The sequence below is a fragment of the Arthrobacter sp. 4R501 genome (assembly GCF_002929755.1).
In the GTDB taxonomy this organism is placed as follows: Bacteria; Actinomycetota; Actinomycetes; order Actinomycetales; family Micrococcaceae; genus Arthrobacter.
Genome location: NZ_PJIW01000024.1, coordinates 1 through 26,075 on the forward strand (window position 1 = coordinate 1; position 26,075 = coordinate 26,075).

Sequence of the window (26,075 nt, forward strand, 5' to 3'; positions counted from 1 at the left end):
TATTTTCCCAGCTCAGAAGCACCTTTCGTCGCTTTAACACACCCGGCGGGCGCCACCCTCATGAAAACCCCGGGCTAACGGATGCGCAGGACCACGTTGCCTCGCTTGCGTCCGGTGTCCACGAAGCGGTGGGCCTCGACGACGTCGGCCAGGTCGTAGGTCCTGTCGATGACTGCCCGGTACTTGCCTTCCTCCGCGAGGCCCACAAGGTAGGCAACATCGTCGGCGGTGTACGTGAGCTTGAGGCCGCCAAAAGTGACCAGCTTGCCGCTTCGGCGGCTTTGTCCCCGCGCGCCGAGCATGCCTTTGAGGTCGGCGATGACCAGAAGCAAGGCACCTCCCGGGGCGATGCTCCCTTGCACCCTCGCGAACGGGGCGTTCCCCACGCAGTCCATAACGACGTCGTACGTTGTGCCGTCTGCGGTGAAATCCGCTGCGGTGTAGTCGATGAAGCTGTCCGCGCCGAGTGATTCCACCAGTTCCTGGTTGGCCCCGCTGCTCACGGCGGTGACGTGGGCGCCGAGGTGCTTGGCCAGCTGGACGGCGGCCGTTCCCACCGCTCCCGAGGCGCCGTTGATCAGAACCGTGTCGCCGGCCTTGATAGCCGCCATGCCCAGGAAGGATTTCGCCGTGAGTCCGCCGAAGAGCAGCGTGACGGCCTCCTCAAAGCCCATGTTCCGCGGCTTGGCGGCGATGGGCCCATTCGCCGGAACGGACACGTACTCCGCGTGGCCGCCGAACCCTGCGCCGAGCATCGCAATAACCTCGTCGCCGGCCTGGAAGGCGGTCACGCCCGGTCCGACGGACTCCACTACGCCGGCCACGTCCATGCCGAGGACCGGGGTCCGCGGGCGGAAAACGCCGAGGGCCAGCGCCGTCAAAGCCACGAGCCCCTTGGGGACATTGCGGCTGCGGACGCGGTGGTCGGCGACGCTGACCGTGCTGGCCATGACTTTGATGAGCACCTCTCCGGCGCGCGGAGCGGGCTGTGCGATCTCCTCGACGCGGACCACGTCCGGCCCGCCGAACCGGCGGTAGGTCGCGGCTTTCATGGTCCGTGATCCCGCGGCTGTAGCGGCCGCCGGCTGGCTTGGGTTCATGGTTTGGCTCCTCGATTTTCCGTGAGGTGTACGACGTACACCTATCTGATGGGACTGACATTAGGTGTACTTAGTACACTTGTCAATGGAAGATGTTTGCAGCGTCGGAAGCAGGGAACAGTGACTCAGCAGATTGCCGTGGAGCGCCGGCCGCGGTTGAACCGGGATCGTGTGCTGCAGGCGGCCGTCTCCCTGGCTGATGAGGTGGGGATCGGCCCGCTGAGCATGCGCCGCCTCGCCCAAGAACTGGACGTGGTGCCCATGGCGCTCTACAAACACGTGGCCAACAAGGAGGAGCTCCTCGACGGCATGGTGGACGTGGTCATCGGCGAGATTGACCCTCCCGTTGCCGGTTCTGACTGGAAGAGCATGGTGCGGCTGCGGGTGCTCTCTGCGAGGCGGGTGCTCCAGCGCCACCAGTGGGCCAGGCGCGTCCTGGAAACCCGCACCAACCCGACCCCCGCCGTCCTTGGCTACATGGACTCGTTCATCGGCATGTTCTTCGCCGGGGGCTTTTCCGTAGACCTCACGCACCACGTGATGCATGCCATCGGAAGCCGGATGTGGGGTTTCACGCAGGAACTGTTCGACTCCACGGCCACTTCCGATGGCGACGCTCCCGCTCCGGTGGCACCGGAAGTCCAGGCCGCCATGTTCCAGGAAATGTCCGCCAGCTACCCGAACGTCCTGCAAGTTGCGACTGCTGCCAGCCACGATGACGGCTCGGTAGTCGGCAGCGGCTGTGACGACCAGTTTGAATTCGAGTTCGCCCTGGACCTGCTCCTCGACGGCATCGACCGGCTGCACCAGCGGGACTACAGCTCCGCCGCCGCCCGACTCGAGCGGGGCTGACCGGGAGCGGACGACGGCGGGACCTCCCGCCGTCGTCCGCTTGCGGCTTGTGGGTATCATCGGAACACCCGTCCCTTTGAGAGTGGAGTTACCCATGCAGCTCGGCGCTTTTTCGATCAGCCTCACCGTCAAGGACATCGCGGCGTCGGCTGCGTTCTACGAGAAACTGGGCTTCACGAGTTTCGGCGGCGACATCACGCAGAACTGGCTGATCCTCAAGAATGGTGAGACGGTCATCGGCCTCTTCCAGGGGATGTTTGAGAAGAACATGCTGACGTTCAACCCGGGCTGGAGCCAGAACGCGGAAGCGCTGGACTCCTTCACCGATGTGCGCGACCTCCAGCGGGAACTCAAAGCCGCGGGCACGGAGTTCGTGTCCGAGGCGGATGAGGCCACCACTGGTCCGGGGAGCTTTATCGTCGTTGATCCGGACGGCAACCCGGTGCTCGTCGATCAGCACGTCTAACCTGCGAGGGGCCACGTCGCTAGGGCAGCCGCGACCTAGGGCAGCCGCGACGCCCGAAGTACCGTGGCCTCGCCAGCCCGTTCGGGCTCCAGCGGCACAGGGCTGACCAGCACCGCCGGCCCGCGGTGCAGGACTCCGTCGGAAAGTACCCGGCACCGCACGCCGCCCCGGCCGCGCATCGCTTTGTGGGCGCCCGGGGCGAGCATCTCATCCATCCACACGCAGGGGTGGGCGGGCCGCCCGGCCGTGAGGCGCACCAGGTCTCCTCGGGATTCCAGGGCAAAGTCGTGCCCCAGGAGCGGAGCCAAGTGGGCGCCCCGGAGCACAACATTGCGCCGGGTCAGGAGCGGGTCCAGCTGTGCGGTCCCCAACTCCGCAGCGATGGCCTCGAGTGACTCGATGGCAAACACGGTGACAGCGGCGTCCATATGCGCGGCCTTGCCGAAGAACCGATCACCGACGATGCCCTTGCCCGCCACGAACTCCACCCGCCCGGCATCCGTCGTGGGGACATCCGCGGCACCCTCGCGGGCCCGGCCGAAGTAGGCGTGCGCCGGCGACACCAGGAGATGCAGGACCTCCACGCCGTACCGATAGGTTTCCGTCATGCCACCAAACTACCGCGCCCCGATGGGGCTTAAGTGCCCGTTCCCGCAGGCTCCAAACGGAAACGGACGACGGCGGGAGGTTCCGCCGTCGTCCGCTTACGTTAGTGCTACGCGGGGAGATCGCGTCGTTCGTGTGTCTGCCCGTAAGGGACATCGCGGCTGACGGCGACCGTGTAGCTGGTGTAGCTGTGCTGTGTGACCAGGATGCCGTGGCGGCTTTCCCTCATGGCGTGTTCGCGGGCCATTTCCACGGCGGTGTTGAGGTCGTTTTCGACGGTGTCAGGATCGTGGGCTGTGATTGCCAGGACGAGGTCAGAGTGGCGCTTGATCATGGTGGTCTCTTTCTCGGCGGGATCCCGGGACTCTGGGTGGGCACAGGCTTCCGGGGGCCGGGCGTACCCGGGGAGGCGGAAAGCGGTGGTTCCAGAGGGTTTGCCCGGCATCTCTGATGGGGCGGTGGCCGGCCGAATTGTCCGGCGGGCTGGATCGGCGGAAGCATTTGTTCCTGCGGATCTGTAGCCAGTGTGCCTGAAGCGAAGGCCCCTGGGCAATAGGTGGGGCGAAAAAGATCGGGGGAGCCTGACTAAGCGCCAGAGCACGACGGCGGGAGGTCCCGCCGTCGTCCGTTTCCTGGCCTACGCCTGGACGAGCAGGCCGGTGGCGAACATCAGTCCCATTCCCAGGACGATGCCTGCGCCGGTGAGCGGGGTGAAGGTCTTGCCCGCGGTGTCCTTGAGCATTGGCAGGAGTTTGACGGCCACTTGGGCGACGGCTCCGGCTCCGATGCCGAGCAGGAAGGCCGCAAGGGCCGGCTGGTACACGGTCGCTCCGAGGAGGGCTCCGGCGGCCGCGGGCGCTCCTGCGATGAGTCCCAGGATTGCCAGGCGGCCCAGGCCGGGGGGCTGTTTGGCGAGCGGGGTGACGATCGCCAGGCCCTCGGTGGTGTTGTGGATGGCGAAGCCGACGATCAGGGACGCGCCCAAGGCGAGTGAACCCACCGCGTACGCGGATCCGATGGCGAGGCCTTCGCCGAAGTTGTGCAGGCCGATGCTGATGGCGATCAGCAGCGCCAGGCGTTGGGGCGGCAGGGCTGCCGGCTTGCCCGCGGTGGTCGGGTTCTGGTGCCGGCGCATCCACGCATCCGTTCCCTCGAGGATGAGGTAGGCGGTCACGGCGCCGAGGAAGACGACCATGGGGCCGCCGAACGCGCCGTTGCCAGCCACGAGTCCCACGGCTTCGAGGGTCGCGTCGAAGGCCAGGAAGGCCAGCAGCCCGACGGTGACTCCCAAGAGGACGCGGACCCAGGACGCGGACGAACGGCGCACGAACGGCATCCACAGCATTCCCAAGGCCACGGGTATCACGCCCACATAGATCCCCATGAGCAACATGAGTCCGAAGAAGGAGCTGCCGCGCTCCGGACTCAGGGCGGCCGCGTCAATAACCGCTGGGATCTTGCCGCCGTTCGAGGTCACCAGCGCCACCTCGTAGGGATCCCCTTCCACCCAGTTGTAGATGATGGTGAGGGTGGTGGACTCCAGCGGCGCCATGGTTTCCCGGGTCTGCGTGAACAAGGCGTAGTAATCCGAGACGTTCACCTGGGCGACTGATACCGGGTCCGGTCCTTCGTTGCGGACGGTAATGGTGATCTGGCCGGCCGTCAGGCGGACGTCTTCGACGGCGACCTCCTCCTTCGGCGGAACGCCCTCGGAGAGTTTGTTGAGGCCAGGTGCGTTGAGCAGGGTGAACAGGCCGAGCAGGATCGCGATCAGGACCAGCGGGCCAATGCCGAGCAGCCACCTTGGGACCGGCGGCCGGCGGTGGGGTGATGCCGCCAGGGCGGCGGCTGACTTTTCATCAAGGCTCATGATGCGCTCACCTCGAAGAAGCCCATCCAGCCCAGTTCCGCGAACTCGGTCTTGTGGGCGTGGAACATGTACTTGCCCGGGTACGGGAAGCGGAGCTCCACAATGCCGCGCTGGCCCTGCACCTGGGAGATGGTGTCGGTGTATTCACTGGGCGTCAGCATGGTCCCGGTGGGGTAGTAGTGGAAGAAGTTCCCGTGCACGTGGAAGGAATTGATGGGGTCGTACTCGAGGACGTTGATCAGGTGGATCCTGACCAGCTCGTTCTGCCTGACCTGGACAGGGAAGTCCATGAAATGGAAGGGCAGGCCGTTGACGGAGTAGAACTCGTTGTCGTCGCCGCCGTCGGTGTTGTAGCCGTTCATCACCATGACCATTTCGTTGTCGGCTTTCGGCCGGCCTTCTTTGGGTTCGATGATGAAGCCGCCGTAGAGGCCCTTGGCGATGTGGGGCGCCAGTGGTGACTGGTGGCAGTGGTAGAGGTGTGTGCCGAATGGTGTGGCATCAAATTCGTAGGTGAAGCTTTGGCCCGGAGCGATGGACCCGGCGCCGATCCCCGGCGTGCCGTCCATCTCGGCCCGGTGGATCCCGTGGAAGTGGATGGTGTGGGGGTGCGCTCCGGCGTTGGTGAAGTGGATCCGCAGGGCGTCGCCTTCCTGCGCCCAGAGCGTCGGACCGGGGATCCGGCCGTTGTAGCTCCAGCCCGGGAACGTCACCCCCGGGGCGATCTCGAAGTCCATATCCACTGCGACGATGTCCCACTCCCGAAGGGTGCGGCCGTCCGGAAGAGTGCTGGTTTTGCCTCGATCGAAATCGTGCAGGATGGCGGTCGGGTCGATCCCGGCGCGGTCCGGCGGGACCGAACCGCCGGCGAAGCCAGCGTGACCGGCATGGTTCGCCATGTGGCCAGCGTCGGTGCGGGGCGAACCAGCGGCCGCCGCTGAGGAACCGTCCGTGGAGGCCTTCGCTGCCTGACCGGACATCGTGCCGCCGTGTCCGGCGTGGTGCCCGGGATCCTTGGAATCCAACGGCACCCAGCCGGCAAGCGCAGGCGCCGCGGCGAAAGCCGCCGCTCCTGCGAGCATGGCACGCCGCGTCGGCATCGTCTTTCCTTCGTTTTTCGGCGTGCCGTCCATTTCATCTCCATTGATCAAACACTTTTGTTAGGCCAGTCTAACATTCATGTTCGGCTGGTAATATGGGGATATGACCGTCTCCGAGCTGACAGCTTCCGCGCAGGACTACCTGAAGATGATCTGGTCCTCAACGGAATGGGCCGAGGCCCCCATCACTGTTGGCGCCATGGCCGAGCGGATGGCGGTCAAACCGTCCACCGTTTCGGACGGCATCCGTCGGCTGGCAAAGCAGGGCCTGGTCACCCACGCCCCCTACGGCAGCATCGAACTGACGCCCGCCGGCCGGGCACACGCCGTCGAAATGGTGCGCAGGCACCGCCTCCTGGAAACATTCCTCGTGCAGGTTCTGGGATACGGCTGGGACGAGGTACACGACGAGGCCGAGATCCTCGAACACGCCGTTTCCGACACCATGATCCAGCGCATCGACGAGAAGCTTGGCTTCCCCACCAGGGATCCACACGGCGACCCGATTCCCTCGGCAAATGGGCTACCGCACCCCCCGCAAGGGGATCCCCTGACATCCGTGGAACCGGAACGGACGGTCACCATCACAAGAATCTCGGACGCGGACCCGGACATGCTTCGGTACTTCACTCAGCTCGGGCTGGGACCGGACACCCGGCTTCAAGTATTGGCACACCGCCCGTATGCGGACGTGACCACGATTCGGGTCGGGGACCGTGACGTTGATCTTGGCCCCTCCGCGGCAGAAGCCATCTGGGTGGTGGCAAACTAAGGGCCCTCCGGACGGCGTTCCGGGCTGGCCCGGCGTGTGCCCGCCGTGCCCTGCACGGCAGCGGCCTGGCCGCGGGTAAAGATAGAGCGTCACGGTGAAGATTGCCCTGGCTCCCGACGGCGCCGAGCCCACCAAGGACGCCATGGGAAGCCCTGGTCAGCGGCGACATGGCGCCTCGAGCCCCTGTTCTTCGCTACGGAATGGGCAAAGCGCTACCCCGATGCAACACACACCTTCTTCAATTCACGGGCAACCGCCTGGGCCAAGGCACGCCACTTCCGCGCCAGCCGGGACCACGACGCATGGAGCCGGCTCGGCTCCATGGAAGCGCCCACCCTCATCCTCCACGGCACCGACGATGCCCTGACGCCCATGCCCAACGCCGTCCAACTGCACCAGCACATTCGCCGCTCCACGCAGGTCAAGGTCCCGGGCGCGGGTCATGGCCTCCATCTGGACCGTCCGGAAACCATCCAGTGGATCCGGCAGTTTATCGCCGCAAAAGCACCGTGTTACTTGGGGAAGCCGACGACGGCGGGAGGTCCCGCCGTCGTCGGCTCCGTTGGCGTAACGAAGATGGCCGCTCAGCCCGGTTGGAGCACTCAGCCAATCTGCTCGGCAAGCAGATGGGGCGGGAGTTCAGTTGATTGCCTCGATGCCCAGCCGTTTGAGTTCTTCAAGGTGGTTCCGCATGTTCTGAAGCACCTCGGGGGAATGGGGCTGCCAATCCAAGATCTCGTCAACCACTCGCAAGGGCTCTTGCGTGCGGTAGGACCTCGTCGGGTTGCCCGGGAACCTTTTGTCCGTCAGATTGGGGTCATCCTCAAAGGGTCCCGTGGGCTCCACGCGGTAGATCCTGCCTGGTCCCTCGCCCACCCCGAGCTCCGCTCCCCAGGTAGCCGCATCCAACGTGGCGGTCAGGTAGATATAGTTCGCCGTCTTTCCCTCCCCGAAATTCGACGTAAAGCCGGGTTTCAGCAAGTCCCCTGGCTTCAGTTCAGCTTTGGTGCCGTGGTAGAAGGGCCCGGGATCCCTGGCCTCGGACGGCATCGGTTCCTTCTCCATGCATGGCCTCCTCGAAAGTGGGCTTCCACTCTAGCTCGCCGACCGCTTAGGGCACGTTGGGTGTGGGTCACCCCTGCATTCGTTGGCGGTAGTTCCGGGGCGTTTCGCCGGCGTCGTTCAGGAAGTGCCGGTTGAAGTTGGACAGGTTGGAGAACCCGACTTCGTAGCAAATGTCCGAGATGGGCTTGTCGCTGCGCTCGAGCAGCCGCCGTGCATGGGCCAGCCGGAGTTTGCGGACCAGATCGCTGAAGTTCTGCCCGGTGGCGCGCTTGAAGTATTTCGAGAAGGTCGGCTCGGACATGCCTACCAGGGCCGCCGCCTCGGACATCTTGACGGTGCCGGCGTGATTGCCGAACACGTACTCCAGGACAATGTCCACCACCGCCGCGGCCTGGCCGTCCAGCTGCGGCCTGAACCATTCGTCAGCGAGGTAGCGCCGGTCCTCCTGCGGTGAGCGCGCAAGGATGGCAAAGAGTTCCAGCAGGTGGTGCAGACGCCCCAGCCCGGTGGCGGTGCCCATCGCTTCGATGGATGCGGCCGCAGACAGTGCCGTGCTCCCGAGAAACTCGATGCCGCGTGCGGACTGTTCCAGCAGGGGTTCGATTTCGGCCAGCTCCGGGACGAGGGCCGCAGTCTGCTCCACCCACTTTCCATCGAACTGGATCAGGGCGTCCCTGCCGGCAATGACCTCGCCGGGCTCGAGGTCGCTAACCCAGTCGTGGGGCAGTCCTGATCCCACCAGGGACACATGCCCGGCCTCGAACGTGCCGATGTGGTCCCCGACGATGAACTTGCCGGTGCCCTTCCTGATCAGGTGGATCTCGTACTCGGGATGGTAGTTCCAGCGGGCCGCCGCGGTGGGGTAGTCATGCTCGTGCCACCGGACGGAATGGTTCGGGTCCGCCGGGATGACCTCCCTGCTGGCACGCATGCCCAGCAGCCGTTCGGCCAGCCTGGCCGTTGCTCCGTCGGCGGTGTCCGCGGCAGTCATGGGGAATCTCCGTACTGGGTCTTATGAATTATGGACAGCTTTAGGCAGCCTTTCCCCAGACTAACGCCTACTGCCTCGAAATGGACCGGAAAATAAGTATCAGAAATCGGCAACCAGGACGCTAGTTGTCCCCTATCCCACAGGCCTAATGTTGAGGAACATCAGCGGGACACCAACTTGTAGATCCAGTGCCCCGCTTCAGTCCCTACCTCGGCAAAGCAGCCGGAACAAGGTGACTGTGCACCCCCATGAAGAACAAAGGAGTCCTTAATGCGCTCAAAAATGCGCGCTGCCTCGCTGGCCGCCGGTGCCCTGTGTCTTGCACTGTCTGCGTCCGCCTGCTCCGGAGCCGGCGGTGGGACCACCGCCGGGGACCAAAACAGCATCAACGTCCTGATGGTGAACAACCCCCAAATGGAGGACCTGCAGAAGCTCACCGCTGACAACTTCACCAAGGACACCGGCATCAAGGTCAATTACACGATCCTGCCGGAGAACGATGTCCGGGCCAAGATCAGCCAGGAGTTTTCCAGCCAGGCGGGCCAGTACGACGTCGCATCCCTGTCCAACTACGAGATCCCGTTCTACTCCGCGAACAAGTGGCTCGCGCCGCTTGACAGCGTGGCCAACGACGCGGAGTTCGACCAGGACGACATCCTGCCGGCCTACACGGCCTCCCTCACCGGCACGGACGGCAAGCTCTATGGCGAACCGTTCTACGGCGAATCCTCCTTCCTGATGTATCGGAAGGACATCCTGGAGGCCAAGGGCCTGACGATGCCAGAGAAGCCCACGTGGGATGAGGTGGCTGAGATAGCGGCACAGGCCGACGGCGCAGCCCCGGGAATGAAGGGCATCTGCCTCCGTGGCCAGCCGGGCTGGGGCCAGGTCTTCGCACCGCTGACCACGGTGGTGAACACCTTCGGCGGCACCTGGTTCGACAAGGACTGGAACGCCAAGGTCAACTCCCCCGAATTCACCGAGGCCACAGAGTTCTATACCAAACTGGTGCGCGAGCACGGTGAAGCAGGCGCTGCCCAGGCCGGATTCACCGAGTGCCTGAACAACATGAGCCAGAGCAAAGTGGCCATGTGGTATGACGCCACGTCAGCCGCCGGCGCCCTGGAAGCAGATGCTTCTCCGGTGAAGGGCAAGATCGGTTACGCCCAGGCTCCCGTGAAGAAGACTGACTCCTCCGGCTGGCTGTGGACATGGTCATGGGGCGTCCAGGCTGCGTCCAAGAAGCAGGACGCAGCAGGCAAGTTCATTGCCTGGGCAAGCTCGAAGGAGTACGAGGAACTGGTGGCGTCAAAACTGGGCTGGGCCAAGGTTCCGTCCGGCAAGCGCATCTCCACCTACGAGAACGCCGACTTCCAAAAGGCCGCCCCGTTCTTCGAGGCAGAACGCTCCGCCATTGAAAACGCCGACCCGAAGAATCCAGGCGTTCAGGAACGCCCCGTGGTTGGCATCCAGTTCGTCGGCATCCCCGAGTTCGCCGACCTGGGCACCACTGTCTCCCAGGGTGTGAGCTCGGCCATCGCCGGCCAGGGCACCGTGGCTGACGCACTGGCCAAGGGCCAGGAAGCCGCCCAGAAAATCGGCGACAAGTACAAGAAGTAACCACCCCACAACCGGATCTGTGGCCCGCCTGAGGGCGGGCCACAGAACCGCAGGAGAACACCATGACTACCGCAACAGCGCGCACCGCCCGCACCGGGCACAGCGCAACGAAACCTTCCAAGAACGCCAGGTCCCGTGAACGCGCCCTGGCCTGGGCTCGGCGTGCGCCGCTGCTGCCGGCCCTGATTTTCCTCATCATCGTCACCCAGCTGCCGTTCGTGGTGACCCTGATCATTTCCTTCCTCAACTGGAACAGCCTGCGTCCGGACCAGACCGGGTTCGCCGGGTTCGACAACTACATCCAGGTCCTCACTAACGCGGACCTGCGCCAGGCCATCTTCACAACCATCGTGCTCACCGTCTCCGTCGTCCTGGCCAGCCTGCTCATCGGGCTGGGGCTGGCACTGCTGCTGGACAAGAAGTTCATTGGGCGCGGTCTCGCCCGCACGTTGCTGATTGCACCGTTCCTGGTGGTTCCCGTAGCCGCGGCCCTCATCTGGAAGCACGCCCTGCTCAACCCCACGTACGGCCTGATCAACGGCACCCTGACCTGGATCTGGTTACTGTTCGGCAGCGACACACCGCCGCAGCCGGACCTGCTCTCGCAAACGCCCTTGATGGCTGTGATCGTCTCACTGGTCTGGCAGTGGACGCCGTTCATGATGCTCATCCTGCTCGCGGGCCTTCAGTCCCGGCCCATGGACACCGTGGAAGCCGCCCAGATGGACGGCGCCACGCCCTGGGCGATCTTCCGCCACCTCACGCTGCCGCACCTGCGCCAGTACCTGGAACTCGGCGGCCTGCTCGGAGCCATCTACATCGTGCAGAACTTCGACGCAGTGTTCACGCTTACGTCTGGCGGCCTGGGCACCGCCAACCTGCCCTACGCCATCTACCAGACCTTCTACTTCGCCAACGAATACGGCCTGGCCTCAGCCGCCGGTGTCGTGGTGGTCATCGGCACCATCATCGTGGCGACCTTCGCCCTCCGCACCGTCTTTTCGCTCTTCAAGAAGGAGGCAGCACGATGAGCACCCTCACCCCTGCCGCACCCCGCAACACGCCCGCTGGCCCCACCGCACTGAACGTCGGGCCCCGGCGGCGCGGCAAGTCCCGCATGGACCCCACCCGCAACAACACCGCCGCCGGCCTCGCCGCCTGGCTGCTCGCCCTGCTGTTCGCCGCCCCAGTCCTGTGGATGATCCTGACGTCGTTCCACTCCGAAACGGACGCCGCCACGAACCCGCCGTCTGTCGCGGCGAACCTGACCCTGGACGCCTACGCGGAGTTCTTTGGCGCAAGCTCCGGGGTGAGCCCCTGGCCGCCGCTGATCAACTCGGCAACTGCATCCATCCTGTCCACGGTCGTTGTCCTGGCCCTGGCCATCCCCGCGGCGTACGCACTGTCCATCAGGCCGGTCAAGAAGTGGACCGACGTGATGTTCTTCTTCCTCTCCACGAAAATGATGCCGGTGGTCGCGGCGATACTGCCGCTGTTCCTGTTCGCCAAGACGGTGGGCGCGCTGGACAACATCTGGTTCCTGATCCTGATGTACACGTCAATGAACCTGCCCATTGCGGTCTGGATGATGCGCTCCTTCCTCGCCGAAGTGCCGGTGGAAATGCTGGAAGCCGCCCAGATCGACGGCGCCGGCCTGCTCCTGACGCTGCGGAAGATCATTGCGCCCGTCGCCATGCCCGGCATCGCCGCGACGGCACTAATCTGCTTCATCTTTAGCTGGAACGAACTGCTGCTGGCCCGTGTCCTCACCGGCGTCATGGCCGGAACCGCGCCGGTCTTCCTCACCGGGTTTGTCTCCAGCCAGGGCCTCTTCCTCGCCAAGGTCTGCGCCGCCGCCGTCGTGATCTCCCTTCCCGTGCTGTTCGCCGGCTTCGCCGCCCAGGACAAGCTCGTCCAGGGTCTCTCCCTCGGCGCCGTGAAATAACGCCGCCCGGCACCCGGCCTTCCATTTCCGAATTCCCGAAAGGACCACTTCGATGACAGCATCAACCGCCCAGTCCACCATCCTGGCCCCCGCCGAACTGCCAGCCACCATGCGCGCCTCCGTTCTGAAGCGCCAAGGTGACATGATCATGGAAACGCTGCCCCTGCCGCAGCTCGACGCCGACCAGGTCCTGGTGCAGGTGGCCGCCGTCGGCATCTGCGGCAGCGACGTCCACTACTACGAACACGGCCGGATCGGCGACTACGTGGTGGACCACCCGCTGATCCTGGGCCACGAACTCTCCGGCCGGATCGCCGCCGTCGGAAGCGACGTTGACCCCGCCCGCATCGGCAACCGCGTCGCCGTCGAACCCCAGCGCCCCTGCCGCACCTGCAAACAGTGCAAGGCCGGCCGCTACAACCTGTGCCCGGACATCGAGTTCTACGCCACTCCGCCGATCGACGGCGCCTTCGCCGAATACGTCACCATCCAGAGCGACTTCGCCTACGACATCCCGGACAGTGTCAGCGACGAGGCGGCCGCCCTCATCGAACCCCTTTCCGTGGGGCTGTGGGCCTGCGAGCGAGCGGAAATCAAACCGGGCAGCCGGGTCCTGATCGCCGGCGCCGGCCCGATCGGCATCATCGCCGCCCAGGCCGCACGCGCGTTCGGCGCCACCGAAATCTACATCACTGACATCGCCGAGGACCGGCTCGCCTTCGCGCTCGAACACGGCGCAACGCACGCGCTCAACGCCAAGACGGACAGTGTGGAAGGGCTCGACGTCGACGCGTTCATTGACGCTTCCGGCGCATCGCAGGCTGTCCGTTCAGGGATCAAGGCCGTCGGGCCGGCCGGCAGGGTCATCCTTGTCGGTTTGGGGGCGGACGACGTCGAGCTTCCAGTCTCATACATCCAGAACCGGGAAATCTGGCTCTCCGGTGTGTTCCGCTACACCAACACCTGGCCGCTGGCGATCCAACTGATCGCCGATGGAAAGGTGGATCTGGATATCCTCGTCACCGGGAAATTCACCCTCGCCGAGTCCGAAGAAGCCCTGAAAGCGGGCAAGCAGACCGGCCAGCTCAAAGCCGTCGTCTACCCGGGCCGTTGAACATGATCACCGTTATCGGCGAATCGCTCGTGGACATCATCAGCGACCCCCGCCGGCCGGGGGTGGTCCAGCCCCACCCGGGAGGTAGTCCCCTCAACGTGGCTGTGGGCGTGGCCCGGCTGGGCTTGGCGACGAGCCTTGTGACGCACTATGCCGGTGATCCGCATGGGGACATGATCGAGGGGCACCTGAAGGCCAATGGCGTGAGTGTGGTCCGGGGCGGCAGTTCGCCCACGTCAACGGCGGCCGCCACGCTCGGTCCGGATGGGGCGGCCATCTATGCCTTCAACATCAGCTGGGACATCAATGGGGCGTCGCTTCCGGCCTTGGCCGCGGTCCAAGGTTCCACCCACGTCCACACGGGATCGATCGCGGCCGTGCTGGCGCCCGGTGAAAAGGCCACGCTTGGACTGCTGGAGGCCGCCCGCGAGCGGGCGACGACCAGTTTCGACCCCAACTGTCGGCCGGCGATTTGCCCCGATGTGGCCGCGGCCCGCACGCAGGCGGAGCGTTTCGTCGCCGTGAGCGACATCGTCAAGGCCAGCGATGAGGACCTCGCCTGGCTCTATCCGCACCGGACGTCGGAGGAAAGCCTGGCAGCCTGGCTTGAACTCGGACCGGCACTCGTAGCCCTGACGCGCGGCGCATCAGGCCCGGTCATTCTTGCCCGCCAGGGGAGGGCGGAAATGGCAGCCGAACCCGTCTCCGTGGCAGACACCGTGGGCGCCGGCGACTCCTTCATGGCCGCGCTCATCTCCGGTCTGGACCAGCTCGCAGCGCTCGGGGCCGGCGCGCGGGACAGGCTCCAGAGCCTATCCCGCGATGAACTGCACGGGCTCGCCGCCCACGCTAACCGCGCCGCGGCGATCACCTGCTCCAAGCCAGGGGCAAACCCACCCCACTCGGCTGAACTTGGTCCGCTGTCTTTTCCGTTGCGGACCCCGTTGGGGCATTAACGAAAGCGGACGACGGCGGGAGGTCCCGCCGTCGTGCGTCCGGTCGACCAGGGGCCCAAGTGTCCGTTCGCGCAGGGTTCCGGCGGTGATGCCAACAGCCGTCACACCACAACCATGGAGCCAGATCTCACACACGTGTATCTGGCTGCGGACGAACAACAACGAGCATGCTGCAGCCGGCGCCGCTGAGGTAGGGTCCGTGACGCATGCCCGGTGGACGGCACGCATACATGCCGGTGGTAAACGTCTTCCCGAGTGTCACATCAGTGAGTTCGCCCGAGAGAATCATGACCTCCTCCCAGTAGTCGTGGACAATCACGCCGCTGGCTATGGTGTCGGCGCCGGGCTCATAGCTGGAGCAGGGTCGAGTCTCCGCTGGTCGGGTCCGCAGCGAGGATCTGTTCCCAAATTCCGTGTTCCGCGTCGCCGTTTGCCTTCCGCCAGCCGACGAGCGGTTCGTGGAACTCCAGCTCTGGTTTGCGCATTGCATCTCCTTCAGTCCCCCCGACGGGTGGTGTTGTATACATAGAGTATGCGAGGGCGCCTGTCGCATAAAGTGTAAAGATGACCATCCCAGCGGAAATCGACACACCCGAGATCATCATCGACCGGGACGTGCTCCAGCGAAACATCGACCGCATGGCAACTGCGGTCCGGGCCAAGGGCCTGCACCTTCGGCCACATGTCAAGACGCACAAAGTGCCCGAAATCGCTGAAATGCAGCTGGCAGCCGGAGCCGTCGGGCTGACAGTGGCCACGCTCGGAGAGGCCGAGGTCTTTGCGGAGCACGGGGCCAAAGACATCTTCATCGCGTATCCACTCTGGGTCGGTCCCCGACAGGCTGAACGGCTCCAGCGCCTTGCAACAAAAGCCAGGATCGCAGTAGGTCTGGACTCGAGGGAAGCAGCCGAAACCATGGCGGCGTCCCTGGGCGATGCCATCGGTGAGATTGAAGTGCTGCTGGAGATCGACAGCGGCCACCACCGCAGCGGGATAGCACCGGACGCCGCTGTCGACGTTGCCCAGGCCGCAGCGCGGGCAGGGCTGAGCGTAACGGGAATTTTCACGTTTCCGGGACACAGCTATGCTCCCGGCATGCCGCTAAAGGCTGCGGATGAGGAACGGTTGGCCCTCGGCAATGCCGCCGACCTGCTTGAGGCCGCAGGTTTCCCCATTACCCACCGCAGCGGCGGGTCCACGCCCACTGCCACCCTCACCGGCACGTCCGGAGCGACAGAAGTCCGGCCTGGCGTGTACGTCTTCGGGGATGCCCAACAACTGGAACTGGATCGCTGTGCGGCAGAAGACATCGCACTGACCATCGCGGCAACAGTCGTCAGCCGGCATGAAGGCACCGACCTCATACCGCGAAGGGTCATCCTGGACTCCGGCAGCAAAATCCTCGGCGGGGACAGGCCCGGCTGGGCCACCGGCTTCGGGCGGCTCCTTGACCACCCGGAAGCGCGAATCAGCGCACTGTCAGAACACCACGCCACCGTCGTCTGGCCGGCGGAGGCAACGCTGCCGGCTCTCGGAGACCGGCTGCGTGTGGTCCCCAATCACGTCTGCATTGCCATGAATCTCGTCGACGAAGTCACCGTGGTCAGCGGCGGCGAAATCGTGGACCGCTGGCGCGTGGCTGCACGCGGACGCAACAAATAACCCGCAAGAAGCAGCTACGACGGGGGAGGTCCCGCCGTCGTGCGTCCGCTCGGCTAGGGCCGCAAGTGTCCGTTCGCGCAGGTTTCTTTAGATGCCGAGCTCTGCCTTAAGTGCTGCGACGTGGCCCTGGGCCTTGATCTGGTACTGCGTGAGCGTGACGTTGCCTTCGGCGTCGAGCACCACGGTGGAACGGACCAGGCCGTCAACCACTTCGCCGTTGACGAGCTTTTCGCCCCAGGCGCCGTAGGCCAGCGCCACTGCGTGGTTTTCGTCGGAGAGCAGCGGGAATGTCAGGGCGAAGTCGCCGGTGAAGGCTGCCAGCTTCTCCGGCGAGTCCGGGGAGATGCCCAGGACCTCGTAGCCTGAGGACTGCAGGCTGGCGAGGTTGTCGCGGAAGTCGCAGGCCTCGGTGGTGCAGCCGGGGGTGGCGGCTTCCGGGTAGAAGTACACAATGACGTTGCGTCCGCGGTAATCGGACAGGGAGACCTTCTGGCCGTCGGCGTTGAGCAGGGCGAAATCGGGGGCCTGGGTTCCGGCGAGGAGTTTCTGGGTCATGTTTCGATCCTTGACTTGTGGGGCAACCGCCATGGCAGGCGATCAATCTATGGGTGCAACGGGCTGCCTAGATGCAGTATTCCGCGGGTCCGCGGACCGTGCTGCCCGGTCCGGGCACAAACTGGTAGCCGCCGCCGCGCACTGTTGCGATGGCGTGGCGGGCCGATCCCAGCTTGCGCCGGACGCGTCCAACATACACGTCGATGGAGCGGAATGCCGCGCCGGGGCAGTCCAGGGACTCGAGGACGCGTTGCAGTTCTTCACGTTGAATCGTCCGCGACTGGTTTTCCACGAGGTACCTCAGGAGGCTGAATTCCATGTGGGTGAAGCTGACCGGGACACCATCCAGAAGGACGGTGTCCGCGGCAAGATCCACGGCCACGATGCTCCGCCGCCCGGCCAGGGAGACTGGCGGGGCGACGACGGCGGCGGTGCCGTTTCCGGCGTCGGACGTCGTTTCCGGAACATCAGCGCCGGCCGTTCCGGCCGCACTCCACACGTGGACTTCGGCTTCCGGAGCAAGCCGGCGGGCACGCGCCAGGACCGCCTTGGCGGCTTCGGCCCAGACCGCCGGGTCGATGTCGTCGCCTTCACAGGGCTGGAGCCATACCGCCAGGCCGCGCGGCTGAAGCCGCGGCCGCGGGGCATGGACGTTGACGGCCATCGCGCTGCGCCTCAGACGCCGCCGCGGCGGATCAGCTTGCCGCTGGGCGTGCGGCCGTCGATCTCGTTGCCGCGAAGGAACGTTTTGCGTACGACGCCGGAGAGTGCCTTGCCGTCGTAGGGCGTGATGGGGTTCTTGTGCTTGAGCTTGGTGACGTCGACGACGAACGCGTCGTCCGGCGCGAAGATGGAGAAGTCCGCGTCGTAGCCGAGGGCAAGCTGGCCCTTGTTGTGCAGGCGGGCAAGCGCGGCCGGCTTCTCAGCCATCCAGGAAACCACCTGTTCCAGGGTAATGCCGCGGTGCCGGGCCTCGGTCCAGATCAGGGACAGCCCCAGCTGCAGTGAGGAGACGCCGCCCCAGGCCACGGCGAAGTCGCCGTTTTCCAGATCCTTCAGATCCAGGGTGGAGGGGGAGTGGTCCGAGACGATGCAGTCAATGGTGCCGTCCTGCAGGCCCTTCCAGAGCAGCTCGCGGTTGGAGGCCTCACGGATCGGCGGGCAGCACTTGTACGCCGTGGCGCCGTCGGGGATTTCCTCGGCCATCAGGGTGAGGTAGTGCGGGCACGTCTCCACGGTGAGGTGGACGCCGTCGCGCTTTGCGCTCGCGATCATGGGCAGCGCATCGGAGGACGAGAGGTGCAGGATGTGGGCGCGGGCGCCGGTCCAGCGGGCGCGCTCGATGACCTCGGCAATGGCCTTGTTCTCGGCGCCGCGGGGACGGGAGGCCAGGAACGTTTCGTAGTGGTCGCCGCCGGGGTGCGGGGCGCGGTCGATCGCGTGGGAGTCCTCGGCGTGGACGATCATGAGCGAGTCGAAGGACTTGAGCTCGGCCATGTCCTCCTCCATCTCGTCCGCTTCGAGGTGCGGGAACTCGTCCACGCCGGAGTGCAGCAGGAAGCACTTGAAGCCGAACACGCCCTCGTCATGCAGGCCGCGGAGGTCCTTCTTGTTGCCCGGTACGGCGCCGCCCCAGAATCCGACGTCCACAAACGCCTGGTCCTCGGCAACCTCGCGCTTGAGCTTGAGGCCTTCCACCGTGGTGGTGGGCGGGATGGAGTTCAGCGGCATGTCGATGATGGTGGTGACACCGCCGGCGGCGGCGGCACGCGTGGCGGAGGCGAAGCCCTCCCACTCGGTGCGGCCGGGCTCGTTGACATGGACGTGCGTGTCCACGAGGCCGGGGATGAGCGTTTCGTCGTCGGCCAGGTCAATGACCTGCGTGCCGGTGAGGCCGTTGCCGAAAGGTTCGATGGCGACGATCACGCCGCCGCGGATGCCGACTTCGCGGGCGGTGATGCCGGCGGTGGTGAGGATGCGCTGGCCGCGGATGACGAGGTCAAACGAGCCGGCCGCCGGGGTGGTTTCTTCAGACATGGACGTTCTCCTTGGTGTCGGTACGCGCTGCACTCGTAGGCAAGTGCACGCCGATGTGCTTACCTAATTGTTCAAGCAGCGGGCCTGCTTCGGCCATACATTTTTCTACATTGGACTCAAGATCGGTCAGGGCGTGAACGGCTTTGAATCCGGCTTGGGTGAGTTGTTCCGGGCTCAGCGTACTGCGGCCGCAGACGGCAATCACAGGGATTCCGGCACGTGCCGCCGCGCGTGCCACACCCATGGGCGTTTTGCCGAGCAGGCTCTGCTCGTCCAGGCTTCCTTCGCCGGTGATCACCAGGTCCGCGCCGGCCAGCCGCTGCTCCAGTCCAGTGAATTCGAGGACGACGTCGATGCCGGGCCTGCGTGCCGCGGCCAGCGCCGCGATGGCAATGTAGCCGACGCCGCCGGCTGCTCCCGCACCGGGTGCGACGGCGGCCCGCTCGGCGCGGGTGCCGATCTCGCCGGCGAGGACCGAGACGAAGTTCGCCAGGGCGGCGTCGAGGGCGACGACGTCACTCGGGGTCGCGCCTTTCTGCGGTCCGAAGATCGCGGCGGCGCCGCTGGACCCCAGCAGGGGATTGTCGACGTCGGACGCCAGAGTGAAGCGGGCGTCCTCCAGCCGGACGTCCAGGCCGGAGAATTCGATCCGGTCCAGGCGGGCCAGGGCGGCCCCGCCGCCGGGGAGCTCGTTGCCCTCATTGTCGAGGAAGACCGCGCCGAGGCCCTGCAGGACGCCGGCGCCGCCGTCGGTGTTGGCGCTGCCGCCAACGCCCAGGATGATCTGCCGGCAGCCCAGGTCCAGGGCGGCACGGATGAGTTCTCCGGTGCCCAGGCTGGTGGCGGTGGTGGCCGTTCCGGAGTCCGGGCCGCCGCCGTGGATGACAGAGGGCAGCAGCGCGAGCCCGGATGCCGCGGCCATTTCGATCACGGCCTCCCGGCCGCGGACCGCGAAGTCGGCGCGGACCGGCTGGCCCGTGGGGCCGGTGACCGTGGCGGTCCGGCGGGTGAAGCCGGAGCCGACGGCGGCGTCGAGGGTTCCCTCGCCGCCGTCGGCCACCGGAATGAGTGTGGTCTCAAGGTCCGCCACAGCTGACTGCAGTCCCGCGCTCAGGCGGGCGGCGACGTCGGGGGCGGACAGCGAGCCCTTGAACTTGTCCGGGGCGATGACCACACGCATTCCGGTACCTCCTCTCTGTTTCTTACTAATCCAGCAGGGCGATGATCGAAGTGGGGGCGTCCGCGCCGCGGGCGGCCAGCTCCTCGAACTCGTTCACGGCGTTGATCTCAACGCCCATGGAGATGTTGGTGATCTTCTCCAGGATCACCTCAACCACCACGGGAACCTTGAACTCGCCCATCAGTGCCTTGGCCTTGTCGAAGGCCGCCGGCAGATCGGAGGGGTTTTCCACACGGATGGCCTTGCAGCCCAGGCCCTCGGCCACCTTGACGTGGTCCACGCCGTAGCCGTTGGTTTCCGGGCTGTTGATGTTCTCGAACGCCAGGGACACGTTCTGTTCCATCTCGAAGCCGCGCTGCGACTGGCGGATCAGGCCCAGGTAAGAGTTGTTCACCACCACGTGGATGTACGGCAGGTTGAACTGCGCGCCCACGGCCAGCTCCTCGATCATGAACTGGAAGTCGTAGTCACCGGACAGGGCAACCACGGTCTCGTCCGGCTTGCCGCGGACCACGCCCAGGGCGGCCGGGGCGGTCCAGCCCAGAGGGCCCGCCTGGCCGGCGTTGATCCACTGGCGCGGGCCGAACACGTGCAGCAGCTGCGCGCCGGCGATCTGCGACAGGCCGATGGTGGACACGTACGTGGTGTCCTTGCCGAACGCCTTGTTCATCTCCTCGTACACACGCTGCGGCTTGATCGGCACATTCTCGAAGTGCGTCTTGCGCTGCAGGGAGCCCTTGCGTGCGGTGCACTCGGCAACCCAGCCGGCGTAGTCCGGCAGGGACTTCGCTGCCTGGCGCTCGCGTGCCAGCTCAATCAGCCCGTCCAGCGCCGCACCGGCGTCGGACGCGATGCCCAGGTCCGGTGAGAACACGCGGCCGATCTGGGTGGGCTCGATGTCGATGTGCACGAACTTGCGGCCGGCCGTGTAGGTGTCCAGGCCGCCGGTGTGGCGGTTGGCCCAGCGGTTGCCGATGCCGATCACGAAGTCGGAGGCCAGCATGGTCTCGTTGCCGTAGCGGTGGCTGGTCTGCAGCCCCACCATGCCGGCCATCAGCACGTGGTCGTCCGGGATGGTGCCCCAGCCCATCAGGGTGGGGATGACCGGAACGTTCAGCAGTTCGGCCAGTTCCACCAGCTGCGCGGAGGCGCCGGCGTTGATGATGCCGCCACCGGCTACGATCAGCGGGCGCTCGGCTGCGGTCAGCATGTCCAGGGCCTTTTCCAGCTGCTTGCGACTGGCCGTGGGCTTCTGGACAACGATGGGCTCGTAGGTGTCGATGTCGAATTCGATCTCGGCCATCTGCACGTCGAACGGCAGGTCCAGCAGGACCGGGCCCGGACGGCCGGAACGCATCAGCTGGAAGGCCTTCTGGAAGGCGCCCGGAACCTGGCCGGGCTCCATGATGGTCATGGCCATCTTGGTCACGGGGGCGGCGATGGTCTGGATGTCCACGGCCTGGAAGTCTTCCTTGTGCAGCTTGGCCACGGGGGCCTGGCCGGTGATGCAGAGCATGGGGATGGAATCCGCCCAGGCCGCGTACAGGCCGGTGATCATGTCCGTGCCGGCAGGGCCCGAAGTGCCGATACAGATGCCGATGTTGCCATCCTTGGCCCGGGAGTAGCCGTCCGCCATATGGCTGGCGCCTTCTACGTGGCGGGCCAGCGTGTGGCGGACGCCGCCGTTCTTCCGCATTGCCGAGTAGAACGGGTTGATTGCCGCCCCTGGCAGGCCGAACGCCTCAATGGCGCCTTCCTTAACCAGGATCGCGACGGCAGCGTCAACGGTGCGCATCTTAGTCATTGTGTACTCCTTGAAAAGTCTGTTTTTGGGTGTGCTGAAGGGAGGCCCGGCGAAACCGGTGGTTGAGCCTGTCGAAACCGAGCCTGTCGAAACCTGGATCTCGACAGGCTCGATCACCGGGGAGCGAAGCCTACTTGCGGCCGCTGAGCTGCAGGACCTGCTTGAAGAGGCCGGAGTGGTCGAGGCCGCCGTCGCCCTGGTTGACGGTTGCGGCGACGAGCTGTGCGACGACAGCGCCGAGGGGGACGGCGACGTTGGCTTCGCGGGCTGCCGAGGTGACGATGCCGAGGTCCTTGTGGTGGAGGGCCAGGCGGAAGCCGGGGTCGAAGTTGCGGTCGAGCATCTTTTGACCCTTCTGGTCGAGGACCTTGGAGCCGGCCAGGCCGCCGCCGAGGACCTTGAGGGCGGCGTCGGTGTCCACGCCGTAGGCCTCAAGGAAGGCGATTGCTTCGCCGAGGACCTGGATGTTGACGGCCACGATCAGCTGGTTGGCTGCCTTGACGGTCTGGCCGGAGCCGGAGGGGCCGACGTGGACGATGGTCTTGCCGACTGCGTTCAGGACGTCCGGTGCTGCCTCGAAGTCGGCTGCCTCGCCGCCCACCATGATGGAGAGTGCGGCGTTGATGGCGCCCTGTTCGCCGCCGGAGACCGGGGCGTCGAGGGGGCGGATGCCGGCTTCTTTGGCATCGTCGGAGAGGCGCTTGGCAACGTCCGGGCGGATGCTGGACGCGTCGATCCAGAGGGTGCCCTTCTTGGCGTTGGCGAAGACGCCGTCCTTGCCGCTGACTACGCCTTCGACGTCGGGGGAGTCCGGCACCATGGTGATGACGACGTCGGCGTCCTTGACGGCGTCGGCGATGCTCGTGGCACCCTGGCCGCCCTCGGAGACGAGCTTGTCGATCTTGTCCTGGCTGCGGTTGAAGCCGGTGACGGTGTGGCCGGCCTTGACGAGGTTGATGGCCATGGGCAGGCCCATGATTCCGAGGCCGATGACTGCAACGTTGCTCATTGTGGTTCCTTTACTGAAAGTCTGTTGGTGGTGCGGATACCGGTGGTTGAGCTTGTCGAAACCCTGGATCTCGACAGGCTCGATCACCGGTGGTTGAGCTTGTCGAAACCTAGCGGCTGGCGCGCTGGCGGATGGCCCAGCTGAAGGCGGTTTCCGCCGGTTCCTTGTATTCGAGGCCGATGTAGCCGTCGTAGCCGAGTTCGCGGCTGCGGGCGATCCATTCGCCGAGGGGAAGGTCGCCGGTTCCGGGAGCCCCGCGGCCGGGGTTGTCGGCAATCTGGATGTGGCCGAAGTCCTTGGCATGGTTTTCGATGACGGCTGCGACGTCGTCCCCGTTGACTGCCAGGTGGTAGAAGTCCGCGAGGAGCTTAACGTTCTCTGCGCCGGATTCTTCCTTGACGCGGGCAATCACCTTAAGGGCGTCCGCTGCCGTGAGGAGCGGGTACTTGGGGGCGCCGCTGACGGGTTCGAGGAGGACAGTGCCGCCGATGCCCGCGACGCCGGCAGCTGCCGCGGCGAGGTTTTCGGCGCCGATGGCGTCCTGCTTCTCCGCCGATTCGCCGTCGACGCGGTTGCCATAGAGGGCGTTGAACGCCTTGCAGCCGAGGCGCTCGCCGATACCGGCAACGACGTCGATGTTGTCCAGGAATTCGGTGGAACGTGCGGGCCAAGAGACCAGGCCGCGGTCACCGCCCGGCATGTTGCCGGCGTTGAAGTTCAGGCCCGTGAGCTGGACGCCGGCATCCTTGATGGCGTTCTCAAACCCGGTGACCTGGGCGTCCGTGGGGACGGAGGTGTCGAAGGGCCACCAGAACTCGACGGCGTCAAAGCCGGCAGCTTTTGCGGCTGCGGGGCGCTCGAGCAGGGGAAGCTCCGTCAAGAGGATGGAGCAGTTCACTGTGTACGTCATCGTAGGTCCTTCCGAGGAGGGCTTTGATCCATCTTCCGCTTGCCTGGCTCTTCTCGAGTTTCCGCTTTGTGGAATTTAGATTCTGCTTTATGAAAAGTTTAGGGAAGGTGGGGGCCCGAGTCAAGGGGGTGTGTGGGTTGGGAGGGAGTGGGGGCAGCAAACTCTTCCCGACCGGGCATAAAGAACGGGCGGCTCCTGGCAGAGCCGCCCGTTCGTTTGATCGTATTCAGTGCCGCTTGAAGGCGTGCCTGATCTTTTCGCCGGCTTGCTTGAGGTCGGCCCGGACTGCGCGGGCCTTGCCTTCCGCCCTCATGCGGTCGCTTCCGCTGACCTCACCGGCGGCCTTCTTTCCCTTGCCGTGAAGCCTCTCCGCGGCGTTGTGGATCCTGTCACCCAAACCCATTGCGGTCCTCCTTGTGGTGCGGCTGGTTCGGCTGATTGCCGCCTATGCCGCCACTTAAATTGTAGAAAGGAATGACCGCCACGGACCGGTCGGCAGCCCAAAAGATCTGCGGGAATGCGGGGGATCGAGGTAGTTCTGGTATCGGTCCCGCGGCTGAGTCCTGGCCTTCAGCGACGCCGACGCCGGCGGACGGCCTCCAGACAACCAGCCGTCGTCGGGCGGGTGACCAGAGCCGCACTGCCAGGCCGGCACCTCCCGCCAAGCGTCAGACGGTCCGCGGCGCCTTGGCCAGGGTCTCGCTGAGTTCAGCAGCGTTCTGCCGCACCACATTCGCCGGACGGCCCGGCTCCGCGCGCCAGCTCTCTGAGAGCGGGCCGAGGTTCACCGTGTCGAAGCCGAACTCGTCATACAGCTTCGTCACGAGCTCGCTGGCCTCGGCGTAGTCGCTCGCGGTGGCCAGGGCACGGCGGTTAGGGGTGCCGGGAGGCGTGCCGTCCATGGTGATCTCGCTGTACCGGATGTGGTTGAACCCCTTCGCCACCTTGGACCTGGGCAGGTGTTCCTGGATCAGTGCGGAAGACGTGGTTTCACCGGCGTCGAGGGCCGGAACATGGCCGCCGCGCTTCCAGTAGTAGTTGCCGGTATCGATCACAATCTTCCCCGCGAGCGGCTCCACGGGGATGCTGCCGAGGCTCCTGAAAGGAATAGTCACGACGGCGAAATCGCCCGCCGCTGCCGCTTCGGCCGGCGTCGTGGCCCGGGCGCGGGGTCCCAGTTCTGCCACGAGTGCGGCCAGCGTTTCGGGGCCGCGGGAATTGCTGATCACCACGTCGTAGCCGAGTTCCACCGCTTTGCGGGCAACCTGGCTGCCAATGTGTCCTGCGCCGATGATTCCGATGGTTGTCATATCCGGGGCAACACCGGCGCCCGCAGGGATATTTCGTTCGTTACGCCCTGCGAGGGCCGGCATGTATCCGACGAGCAAGGGGACTTCTCCTCTGTGATTCATGCGTTCGCTAAGTGACAGCATGAGCCTGAATCGAGGACGGAACTGGAATGTGTCTCTTGTGTTGAACTCTGGTGCCAACGGCGCCCTGAGAGTAGCGTTTTCCCCATCAGAAAACTCCGCTGATCTGGGCTCCGGACACATTCTTGGTGTGGAGGTGCCCCTTGTGAAAAGTGGCGGAGCGGCATCACAGCCGAATCTCAAACTCATTGTCTTGTGCGTGACGCTTCTGAATTCCCTGGCCGTGGTTGCCTGCTCTACGTCGATCCCCACCCAAGCAACGAACAGATGATCTCTGGCTCGCTGCTGCGGGCCACCAATCGAGGAGGATGAAATGAAGCACAAGGTACTCGCCACCGTGGGAGCGGTGATCTCCGCGATCGGAATCTCGGTCGCATCGGCTGCCCCTGCGTTGGCCACGCGGCCGCTCGAGCACGACCACTTTACGGAGTCCAGCAGCGCCATTGCACAGGAAGAATTCCCCGGATTCTGCGCCGGGATCGTAGACTTCCCGGTGCGACACGACAGGCATGCCGAGGGGATGTTCCTCTTCGTTCATCACGGCGACGGCCTCGCATACGGAGGGGGCCCGATCCGCTCAACCGATGTGTGGACAAACACCCTGAACGAGCAGACCTTCACGATCACGGAGTCAGGCCAGGCACGGGACCACAAAATCACCGACAACGGCGATGGCACCCTGACCGTCGAGATCGCTGTCTCCGGCGTCCAGAAGGTCTACGGCCCGGACGGTACGCGTCTCTTCATGGACACGGGTACCTTCAGGTTCGCGATCCTCATGGATCACGGCGGCACACCTGCTGACCCCTCCGACGACGAGTTCATTAGGGACCTCGGCGAGACGGCCAGTCACAGGCAAGCGGACACGGCAGGACGCGACTTCTGCGAAGACCTCGTCACCTTCATCGGTTAACAAATTCAAGCGGCCCTGGGAACACGACCGGCAGCAGGGCCGGTAATCCGGCATGCCGCGAACCCGGCCCGCGCAAGCGGCCCATTTCTCTCTTGGGACGCTTTTGCGCCGAGCCACT

27 protein-coding genes and 1 pseudogene are annotated in these 26,075 nt (G+C 65.4%); 11 read left to right on the top strand and 17 right to left on the bottom strand.

The window, feature by feature from the left end; all coding sequences use genetic code 11:
* Positions 1 to 74: 74 nt before the first annotated feature.
* On the bottom strand, positions 75 to 1,100 hold the full coding sequence (locus CXR02_RS19375; protein WP_258061133.1) for an NAD(P)-dependent alcohol dehydrogenase: 1,026 nt from the start codon (positions 1,098 to 1,100) through the stop codon (positions 75 to 77).
* A gap of 120 nt (positions 1,101 to 1,220) precedes the next feature.
* On the opposite strand from CXR02_RS19375, the gene CXR02_RS19380 reads away from it, so the two are divergent.
* Both CXR02_RS19380 and CXR02_RS19385 read left to right on the top strand, forming a co-directional pair.
* On the top strand, positions 1,221 to 1,952 hold the full coding sequence (locus tag CXR02_RS19380) for a TetR/AcrR family transcriptional regulator (RefSeq protein WP_104063472.1): 732 nt from the start codon (positions 1,221 to 1,223) through the stop codon (positions 1,950 to 1,952).
* Positions 1,953 to 2,046: 94 nt separating this feature from the next.
* Positions 2,047 to 2,418: a VOC family protein gene (locus tag CXR02_RS19385; RefSeq protein WP_104063473.1), complete on the top strand. Its 372-nt coding sequence runs from the start codon at positions 2,047 to 2,049 to the stop codon at positions 2,416 to 2,418.
* A 35-nt stretch (positions 2,419 to 2,453) separates the two neighbouring features.
* Here CXR02_RS19385 and CXR02_RS19390 read toward each other — a convergent pair whose 3' ends face one another.
* From CXR02_RS19390 to CXR02_RS19405, 4 genes are all read right to left on the bottom strand, one after another.
* Entirely contained in the window at positions 2,454 to 3,026 is a 573-nt protein-coding gene (locus tag CXR02_RS19390) for an MOSC domain-containing protein (RefSeq protein ID WP_104063474.1), read from the bottom strand.
* A gap of 107 nt (positions 3,027 to 3,133) precedes the next feature.
* Positions 3,134 to 3,358: a hypothetical protein gene (locus CXR02_RS19395; RefSeq protein ID WP_104063475.1), complete on the bottom strand. Its 225-nt coding sequence runs from the start codon at positions 3,356 to 3,358 to the stop codon at positions 3,134 to 3,136.
* 303 nt (positions 3,359 to 3,661) lie between these two features.
* Entirely contained in the window at positions 3,662 to 4,894 is a 1,233-nt protein-coding gene (locus CXR02_RS19400) for a ZIP family metal transporter (RefSeq protein ID WP_104063476.1), read from the bottom strand.
* Positions 4,891 to 6,027, bottom strand: a complete 1,137-nt coding sequence (locus CXR02_RS19405; RefSeq protein WP_258061134.1) for a multicopper oxidase domain-containing protein — start codon at positions 6,025 to 6,027, stop codon at positions 4,891 to 4,893. Before CXR02_RS19405 ends, CXR02_RS19400 begins: the two co-directional genes overlap by 4 nt.
* Positions 6,028 to 6,097: 70 nt before the next feature.
* Between CXR02_RS19405 and CXR02_RS19410 the strand changes: the two genes are divergently transcribed.
* Both CXR02_RS19410 and CXR02_RS19415 read left to right on the top strand, forming a co-directional pair.
* Positions 6,098 to 6,766 (top strand): metal-dependent transcriptional regulator, encoded by a 669-nt coding sequence (locus CXR02_RS19410; RefSeq protein WP_104063477.1) that lies wholly within the window; start codon positions 6,098 to 6,100, stop codon positions 6,764 to 6,766.
* Between the two features lie 45 nt (positions 6,767 to 6,811).
* Positions 6,812 to 7,171: pseudogene (locus CXR02_RS19415) on the top strand (alpha/beta fold hydrolase); the annotation flags it as partial.
* Between the two features lie 234 nt (positions 7,172 to 7,405).
* On the opposite strand, the gene arr reads toward CXR02_RS19415, so the two are convergent.
* Together arr and CXR02_RS19425 are read right to left on the bottom strand one after the other, a co-directional pair.
* On the bottom strand, positions 7,406 to 7,831 hold the full coding sequence (gene arr, locus CXR02_RS19420) for an NAD(+)--rifampin ADP-ribosyltransferase (protein ID WP_181037295.1): 426 nt from the start codon (positions 7,829 to 7,831) through the stop codon (positions 7,406 to 7,408).
* A 67-nt stretch (positions 7,832 to 7,898) separates the two neighbouring features.
* Positions 7,899 to 8,822: an AraC family transcriptional regulator gene (locus CXR02_RS19425; RefSeq protein ID WP_104063478.1), complete on the bottom strand. Its 924-nt coding sequence runs from the start codon at positions 8,820 to 8,822 to the stop codon at positions 7,899 to 7,901.
* A gap of 270 nt (positions 8,823 to 9,092) precedes the next feature.
* On the opposite strand from CXR02_RS19425, the gene CXR02_RS19430 reads away from it, so the two are divergent.
* The 5 genes from CXR02_RS19430 to CXR02_RS19450 all read left to right on the top strand — a co-directional run bounded on the left by CXR02_RS19430 (position 9,093) and on the right by CXR02_RS19450 (position 14,457).
* The gene (locus CXR02_RS19430) at positions 9,093 to 10,442 is read left to right on the top strand and encodes a sugar ABC transporter substrate-binding protein (RefSeq protein WP_056340831.1); all 1,350 of its coding nucleotides are present in this window, start codon (positions 9,093 to 9,095) and stop codon (positions 10,440 to 10,442) included.
* 62 nt (positions 10,443 to 10,504) lie between these two features.
* Complete coding sequence (locus tag CXR02_RS19435; RefSeq protein WP_104063479.1) at positions 10,505 to 11,473, top strand: carbohydrate ABC transporter permease; 969 nt, start codon at positions 10,505 to 10,507, stop codon at positions 11,471 to 11,473.
* Positions 11,470 to 12,387, top strand: coding sequence for a carbohydrate ABC transporter permease (locus tag CXR02_RS19440; protein ID WP_056340828.1), 918 nt, complete (start codon positions 11,470 to 11,472; stop codon positions 12,385 to 12,387). The genes CXR02_RS19435 and CXR02_RS19440 overlap by 4 nt, the downstream gene beginning before the upstream one ends.
* A 52-nt stretch (positions 12,388 to 12,439) precedes the next feature.
* Positions 12,440 to 13,501 carry an NAD(P)-dependent alcohol dehydrogenase gene (locus tag CXR02_RS19445; protein ID WP_104063480.1) on the top strand — a complete coding sequence of 354 codons (1,062 nt, stop codon included), beginning with the start codon at positions 12,440 to 12,442 and terminating at the stop codon, positions 13,499 to 13,501.
* 2 nt (positions 13,502 to 13,503) lie between these two features.
* Entirely contained in the window at positions 13,504 to 14,457 is a 954-nt protein-coding gene (locus tag CXR02_RS19450) for a carbohydrate kinase (protein ID WP_104063481.1), read from the top strand.
* Positions 14,458 to 14,804: 347 nt separating this feature from the next.
* Here CXR02_RS19450 and CXR02_RS22680 read toward each other — a convergent pair whose 3' ends face one another.
* A complete protein-coding gene (locus tag CXR02_RS22680; RefSeq protein ID WP_219816455.1) occupies positions 14,805 to 14,942 on the bottom strand; it encodes a hypothetical protein in 138 nt (45 codons plus the stop codon).
* Between the two features lie 79 nt (positions 14,943 to 15,021).
* Here CXR02_RS22680 and CXR02_RS19460 point away from each other — a divergent pair, with 79 nt between their 5' ends.
* Positions 15,022 to 16,119: a D-TA family PLP-dependent enzyme gene (locus tag CXR02_RS19460; RefSeq protein ID WP_104063482.1), complete on the top strand. Its 1,098-nt coding sequence runs from the start codon at positions 15,022 to 15,024 to the stop codon at positions 16,117 to 16,119.
* An 87-nt stretch (positions 16,120 to 16,206) separates the two neighbouring features.
* Here CXR02_RS19460 and bcp read toward each other — a convergent pair whose 3' ends face one another.
* The 9 genes from bcp to CXR02_RS19505 all read right to left on the bottom strand — a co-directional run bounded on the left by bcp (position 16,207) and on the right by CXR02_RS19505 (position 24,924).
* On the bottom strand, positions 16,207 to 16,674 hold the full coding sequence (bcp, locus tag CXR02_RS19465) for a thioredoxin-dependent thiol peroxidase (protein WP_104063483.1): 468 nt from the start codon (positions 16,672 to 16,674) through the stop codon (positions 16,207 to 16,209).
* A 67-nt stretch (positions 16,675 to 16,741) separates the two neighbouring features.
* Positions 16,742 to 17,338 carry a winged helix-turn-helix domain-containing protein gene (locus tag CXR02_RS19470; RefSeq protein ID WP_104063484.1) on the bottom strand — a complete coding sequence of 199 codons (597 nt, stop codon included), beginning with the start codon at positions 17,336 to 17,338 and terminating at the stop codon, positions 16,742 to 16,744.
* An 11-nt stretch (positions 17,339 to 17,349) separates the two neighbouring features.
* Positions 17,350 to 18,711, bottom strand: coding sequence for an allantoinase AllB (gene allB / locus CXR02_RS19475; RefSeq protein WP_104063485.1), 1,362 nt, complete (start codon positions 18,709 to 18,711; stop codon positions 17,350 to 17,352).
* Positions 18,704 to 19,891, bottom strand: a complete 1,188-nt coding sequence (locus tag CXR02_RS19480) for a glycerate kinase (RefSeq protein ID WP_104063486.1) — start codon at positions 19,889 to 19,891, stop codon at positions 18,704 to 18,706. Before CXR02_RS19480 ends, allB begins: the two co-directional genes overlap by 8 nt.
* A 25-nt stretch (positions 19,892 to 19,916) precedes the next feature.
* Positions 19,917 to 21,695 (bottom strand): glyoxylate carboligase, encoded by a 1,779-nt coding sequence (gcl, locus tag CXR02_RS19485; protein WP_104063487.1) that lies wholly within the window; start codon positions 21,693 to 21,695, stop codon positions 19,917 to 19,919.
* A gap of 130 nt (positions 21,696 to 21,825) precedes the next feature.
* Positions 21,826 to 22,791: a 2-hydroxy-3-oxopropionate reductase gene (locus CXR02_RS19490; protein ID WP_258061135.1), complete on the bottom strand. Its 966-nt coding sequence runs from the start codon at positions 22,789 to 22,791 to the stop codon at positions 21,826 to 21,828.
* Between the two features lie 22 nt (positions 22,792 to 22,813).
* A complete protein-coding gene (locus CXR02_RS19495) occupies positions 22,814 to 23,614 on the bottom strand; it encodes a hydroxypyruvate isomerase family protein (RefSeq protein ID WP_104063489.1) in 801 nt (266 codons plus the stop codon).
* A gap of 226 nt (positions 23,615 to 23,840) precedes the next feature.
* The gene (locus CXR02_RS19500) at positions 23,841 to 24,017 is read right to left on the bottom strand and encodes a CsbD family protein (RefSeq protein ID WP_104063490.1); all 177 of its coding nucleotides are present in this window, start codon (positions 24,015 to 24,017) and stop codon (positions 23,841 to 23,843) included.
* Between the two features lie 265 nt (positions 24,018 to 24,282).
* Positions 24,283 to 24,924 carry an NADPH-dependent F420 reductase gene (locus CXR02_RS19505; RefSeq protein ID WP_104063517.1) on the bottom strand — a complete coding sequence of 214 codons (642 nt, stop codon included), beginning with the start codon at positions 24,922 to 24,924 and terminating at the stop codon, positions 24,283 to 24,285.
* 433 nt (positions 24,925 to 25,357) lie between these two features.
* On the opposite strand from CXR02_RS19505, the gene CXR02_RS19510 reads away from it, so the two are divergent.
* Positions 25,358 to 25,957 (top strand): hypothetical protein, encoded by a 600-nt coding sequence (locus CXR02_RS19510; RefSeq protein ID WP_104063491.1) that lies wholly within the window; start codon positions 25,358 to 25,360, stop codon positions 25,955 to 25,957.
* The last annotated feature ends 118 nt before the right edge of the window (positions 25,958 to 26,075 follow it).